This is a genomic window from Cellulomonas sp. P5_C6, from assembly GCF_054049635.1.
In genome coordinates, this window is record NZ_JBFULZ010000247.1 from 1 (window position 1) to 5186 (window position 5186).

Genomic DNA, 5186 nt, shown 5'->3' on the forward strand with positions numbered 1-5186 from the left:
GTGCTGAACKGGGTTGGCGACCACGAACAGCCATTGCGCGGACAGGGCGGGGGCGGGCACCCGCGTTCCACCGCGCAGTGCGGCCAAGTGGAGCGCAACTATGCCCGCCATCGCCCGGACGCTGGCGATCCCCYGATCGTGGTCCCCAACCCGGAGGGAATCGGCTATCTCCTCGGCCAAAGGGTCTCGAGTGGTCGTGCTGGACCCGCGAGCATGCACGTAGCGCTTTGCACGGCGCGTCAAACTCAGTGCGCTGGCTCCGAGAGCACCCCGCAGCGACGTCAGGTATGCGCGAGAAGGTACACCCCACGGAATGGGCTCACCGGCCGGCCCATTCGACCCTGCCCCCCACACAGTCGCCTCCAGATACGCGGAGCCGTGCTGCCGATCCGGTTCCAAGTAGGCACCTTCTGCCCACTCGTTCCACGCATTGACGAAGACGAGTCCATCTCCGCCGCGTTCAATCTGCTCCCGCTCACGGGCGTCGGTCAGCCAGCGACTGTATAGAGACGGCGAGTTCCCGACGAAGACCGTCGCAGCCTCTCGACGTCTCGCGGTGTTGTCCCAACCCGGCATAACCCCGGGATATCGGATAAACGGCGCCGGGGGGCGGTCCATGAACCTTCGCGCGATCCTCGGATAGGAGAGCACTCGGCCCTTGAACGGCGACTTGGCGTGGTCGAGGGGACGTCGGACCACGACCGACGCAGTGTTCGACCCCACTGGGGGAAACTCGGCGACTGCGTCGAACCCCACAGCGATCGGATCAAGACCACGCACGGTCTCCGTCGCGACGAGATGGAGGGGCCCGACGCCCGACTCCCGAGCGAGCTGACGCCACGTTGCCGCAAACGCCCGAGGGTCCGGCAGGTCTTCGACCTTATGGACGACGAGCACCGCGGCTCCGCGAATCCGCAGGTAGCGCCGGTCTGCGAGATACGGTCGTAGCGACTCGAACACATCCGTCGCGGTCGTCGAGTCGTAATCCTGAGCCATGAGGACTTCGCTGTCTTTGCCGTCCCAACGACGGGTCCAGTTCTCGTTGGCCCACGACAGGCAGAACGGCATCTCGACGTCACCGGCGATGAAGTCGTCCACCGGACGCTCCAACAGGCGCGCGCCTGCAAACCAGTAGAAGTAGAAGCAGAATGCGTCGATGCCGTGCGCGAGCGCGAGCGCCGCCTGATTCCCCAGGACCTGGTCGTCGGCTAGGTCGTAGTACCCGAGGTCGCCCGGCTCGCGCGGCTGGTCGTGGCCGCGGAAGAGCGGTTTTGCGCGACGAACATTGGTCCATTCGGTGAAGCCGTGACCCCACCAGCGGTTGTTCTCTTCGATCGCATGAAACTGCGGAAGATAGAAGGCGACGGTTCTCGGCCTCGCCTCGTCGGCACGCTCGTTCACACTCGTTCTCCTTGCTGGACGATCGCGGGTGTCGCGCCAGGACGCGTGCGGGCGGTTTGGCGCATCGAGATGCGCTGGGTCCGCCGCAGCAACAGGTACACGACCACCACCAGCAGTAAGTATCCGAGTACCTCGTACAACGACCCCCGGAGGACGATAAAGAGCAGTGCGCCTGTTGGGGCGTCGAACAACCTCACGAGGTCAGTCCCTCCACCGTCGGCGCCCCCAGATCGCCGGAGCCTGCCGAGCCACGCGCCCAGCATGCCGAGCGCCACCGCGGCGCCGAACGCTCCGGCAGCCAAGTAGCCCTCGCCCCACAGCGGCATCGAGACGTTTCGGTACGTCATCCCCGTCGCGCCAGCGACGAGCGGGCCGCTAGCCGATCCCGCCACCTGGTTCGAGAGCACAGGGACCCACCGTAGGACGGGCGCGACAACGAGCATCACGACGTCAATGAGAGAACGGCCTGGGCCGTCGTGCAGCATCACAGCGCGGGTCAAGAGCTCGAACKAGTCAAAGTCGAAGGTAATCAGCGACTGCGCGGGGCTGATCGCGCCGATCGAGGCCGCGCCCGTCCCATCCCCGCGCCACAGGTCGAGGGACGGGAATATCAGGACGAAGACGAGGATCATCGCGGCTGGCAAGTACCTCGCTACCTCACGCCCGATCACAGCGGCGCCTACGACGGCAACCAAGAACGCGCCACTCAAGAAGCGCGAACCGATGAACGGGTTGGTTACGAGCAGGCCAACCACAACCGAAACGGTAATGAGACCTAACGGTACGGCCGCCCCGAGTCGGCGACTGTAGATGCACACGGCCGGCAGGGTGATGGATAGCGCAATCGCCAAGAAGTAGAGGCTGCCACCCGCCGGAATGGCGGCGACTTCGAGCAGGCGCGACTGAAAACTCGCGCGACCGCTTACCAAGGCTCTGGGTCCCATCAGGACCGCGAATAGGCTGGCAATTGCAATCTGCGCGACGAGCAAATTCACGATCAGTCGCGCCGTCCGCGGGCTGCTGATGTCAAATTTCGCCAGGGTATCGCTGGCGCGCCTGCGCCGGTTGACTGCCGCCGCCGTCAGAAGAACGACGCCGTGGCCCACGAGGATCACGAGGAGCGCTCGGCGGAGTGATGACTCGTCAACGACCAATTGCCACGGGAAGATCCCCAGCGCGATCTGATACGCAGGCGCGAGACCGAGAAAGACGAACGACCACAGCCAGTAGGCGGGCCACGCCACCCCTGGTTCGTCGCGCGAGACCGATCGCACGAGCATCCAGGCCGGCACGAGTACCACGGCCGCGATCAGCACCCGTAGCGACCGTGGTGCGCCGCTGCCGACACTCAGCACGTGGGCGAGTGCAGACCAGGACAGGACCCCGACGACGCCGAGCGTCACGGTGGTCGGGACCAGGTGGCGTACTCGCCTCGCGCGTACCGGCACCAAAGTTCGCTCAGCCATCGACGTCACGGTCGACGGGCGTGCCCACCAATCCGTCCAAACTCGCGTGGCGACGCATTGCGCGTCGCCTGCTGCCGATCAACAATTCCGGATACTTGCGGTAGAACGCCCAGCCCGAAGCTAGCTCGTGACGCCAGTGGATCCACGACCAATGCGCCGTCGCACGCTTCCATTCATGGACCCATACGGCTTCCGGATCGACGATGACCGGAATGCCAGCGCGCCATGCGGTCAACCCAAGGTCGTGGTCCTCGTAGTAGATGAAGTAGCGCTCGTCCCATCCACCGAGTCGTTGGAACGTCTCAGTGGGTCCGCAGATGGCCGCGCCCATCACCCATGCGACGTATGTTCGCTGCGTGGCCGGCTGCACGACGTACTGGTCCAGGTCGGAGCCGGGGAGACGGATTCCACGGTGCGCGAGCTTGTCAGTCGGGAAGGGTAGTCCGCGACCGTTGGGCTGGATGCTTCCGTCAAGCTCGACGAGCTGCGGTGCGACCAGGGCACCATACCGAGTCGCGGTGTCGGAAAGCCGATCCAGAGACCCCGGATCTAGGATCACGTCCGGGTTCGCAAAGCTCACCCACTCGGTCGAGACGCGCTCCAGCGCGTGATTGTTTGCTGCCGCGAACCCCAGGTTGGAGCCGAGCTCGAGCACGTCCGCGCCGAGAGCACGAGCGATGTCCGCCGAGCCGTCGCTCGACGCATTGTCGGCAACTATCCATCGGAATCCGGCACGGGACGTGGCCGCCCAGCAGCRCCGAAGCTCGTCGGCGTTGTTGTACGTCACCGTAATGATCGTCCATTCGGCCGGGGTGCTCATGATGATGTCTCCATGTCGAGGTTCCGGTGGACGGCAGCCCAGCCACCGCCGACCAGGATGGCGGCCGCACGGGCGGGAGGAACCCGGCGCATGAGGATGTCCGAGACAACGCCTGCTGCGAACCTCGCGCTCAGGGTGCCTCTCGCAAGCTGGCGAATCGTTGCGTCGTCTGCGGCATTGCCCGAGTCAAACCTCGACGACGCAGCCCGCGCCATGCGGACACGCCACCCCCACCGATGCTGCGCGAGGTAATCCAAGGATTTCCCTGCGGACGCCCGACGCAGGTGCGCCTGACGCGCTCGCAACCTCGATCCACCGGACTCGCCGATCACGTTCGCGCCGTGTTGGACATAGGTTTGCAGGGGCATATGCACGGTCACGGCACCGCCATCTAGATAGGCGCAGGTCGCGATCCAGTGATCGTGATAGGCGGCGTCGGTCGGCGTAGGGAACGGGAGAGCGCGGCGGATGACGCTCGGGCGTACGACCGCGAAGCTACCGGTTACCTGGTTGTCGATCAGCAGGGCACGAACACCCCGATCGGTGTCGCGTCGAGCGACTCCCTGCGCGGAGCGGGCGCCTGCGACGGAAGCCTCGACGACCGCCTCGCCCTGCGCCAAGGCGTGCTTGTCGAGCAGCGGAACGAGCACCTCGAGCTTCTCGGGCGCCCATCTGTCATCCTGGTCGGCCAGAGCGACCCACATCGCATCGGCTGGAACGAGATCGAGGACGCGCTCGAAGTTCCGGTAGTGGCCCACTCGCTGGGGAAATACGGTCACACGGAGTCGAGGTTCCTGCCCGGACCACGCCTCGAGGAAAGCGCGAGTCGCCTCATCGGGTCCGTCCACCCCGATCAAGCATGCCCAGTCTTCGACGGTTTGCTCCATGATCGACCTCAGCTGGTCGTCCAGGAGATCAAGGTCAGGCTGGTACACCGCCATGCAGACGTATCCGGTCACGCGCCCACCACCGAGGGCGGGTTAGCCCTCGCACGACGCTCGGCCACGATCCGTCGCGCGAACAACGCCAGCGCCACCACAACCAACACCGCAGCGGACACCCGGGCGGCAAAGGGCGGGTTGGTGAGCGCCACGAGTGCGCACCCGACTACGCCAATGGTGACCGCCGGCAAAGCTCGTCGCACGTGCACCGGACTTTGACCTGCGCGCAGACGCAGCCAGCCCGCGAACAACGCCTGGACGACTTGGAAGACGACCACAGCCAGAGCCGAGGCCCACAGGACGGCTCCGGGAGCAAACACCTGGATCAGGACCGCACATAGCAGCGCCAATGCCAGCGCGATGGGAGACGTGATCGCCAACRGCCCCGTGCGGCCCGATGCGAACACGAGATGGATGCTCGCAAGGTAGAGGACCGAGATCGGGGCCGCACTCGCCGCGATCGCTATGGCCTGTGACGCCGCGCTCGTGGCGAGTTCAGGCGGCGCGAGCACGGCGAGCCCGATCGAACCCAGCAATGCCACCTCAACCGCCAAGGCC

5 protein-coding genes are annotated in these 5186 nt (G+C 65.7%); all 5 read right to left on the reverse strand.

All coding sequences use genetic code 11. The features are described 5' to 3' along the window. On the reverse strand, window positions 1–1401 hold a 1401-nt coding region (locus ACXJKG_RS19180; RefSeq protein WP_456847327.1), incomplete at its 3' end, for a glycosyltransferase WbsX family protein. Further along, window positions 1398–2867 (reverse strand): hypothetical protein, encoded by a 1470-nt coding sequence (locus ACXJKG_RS19185; protein WP_456847328.1) that lies wholly within the window; start codon window positions 2865–2867, stop codon window positions 1398–1400. The genes ACXJKG_RS19185 and ACXJKG_RS19180, both read right to left, overlap by 4 nt. Next, window positions 2860–3687 carry a glycosyltransferase family 2 protein gene (locus ACXJKG_RS19190; protein ID WP_456847329.1) on the reverse strand — a complete coding sequence of 276 codons (828 nt, stop codon included), beginning with the start codon at window positions 3685–3687 and terminating at the stop codon, window positions 2860–2862. Before ACXJKG_RS19190 ends, ACXJKG_RS19185 begins: the two co-directional genes overlap by 8 nt. Next, entirely contained in the window at window positions 3684–4646 is a 963-nt protein-coding gene (locus ACXJKG_RS19195) for a glycosyltransferase (RefSeq protein WP_456847330.1), read from the reverse strand. The genes ACXJKG_RS19190 and ACXJKG_RS19195 overlap by 4 nt, the downstream gene beginning before the upstream one ends. Then, the coding region (locus ACXJKG_RS19200; protein ID WP_456847331.1) for a hypothetical protein at window positions 4643–5186 on the reverse strand (544 nt) is incomplete at its 5' end. The genes ACXJKG_RS19200 and ACXJKG_RS19195, both read right to left, overlap by 4 nt.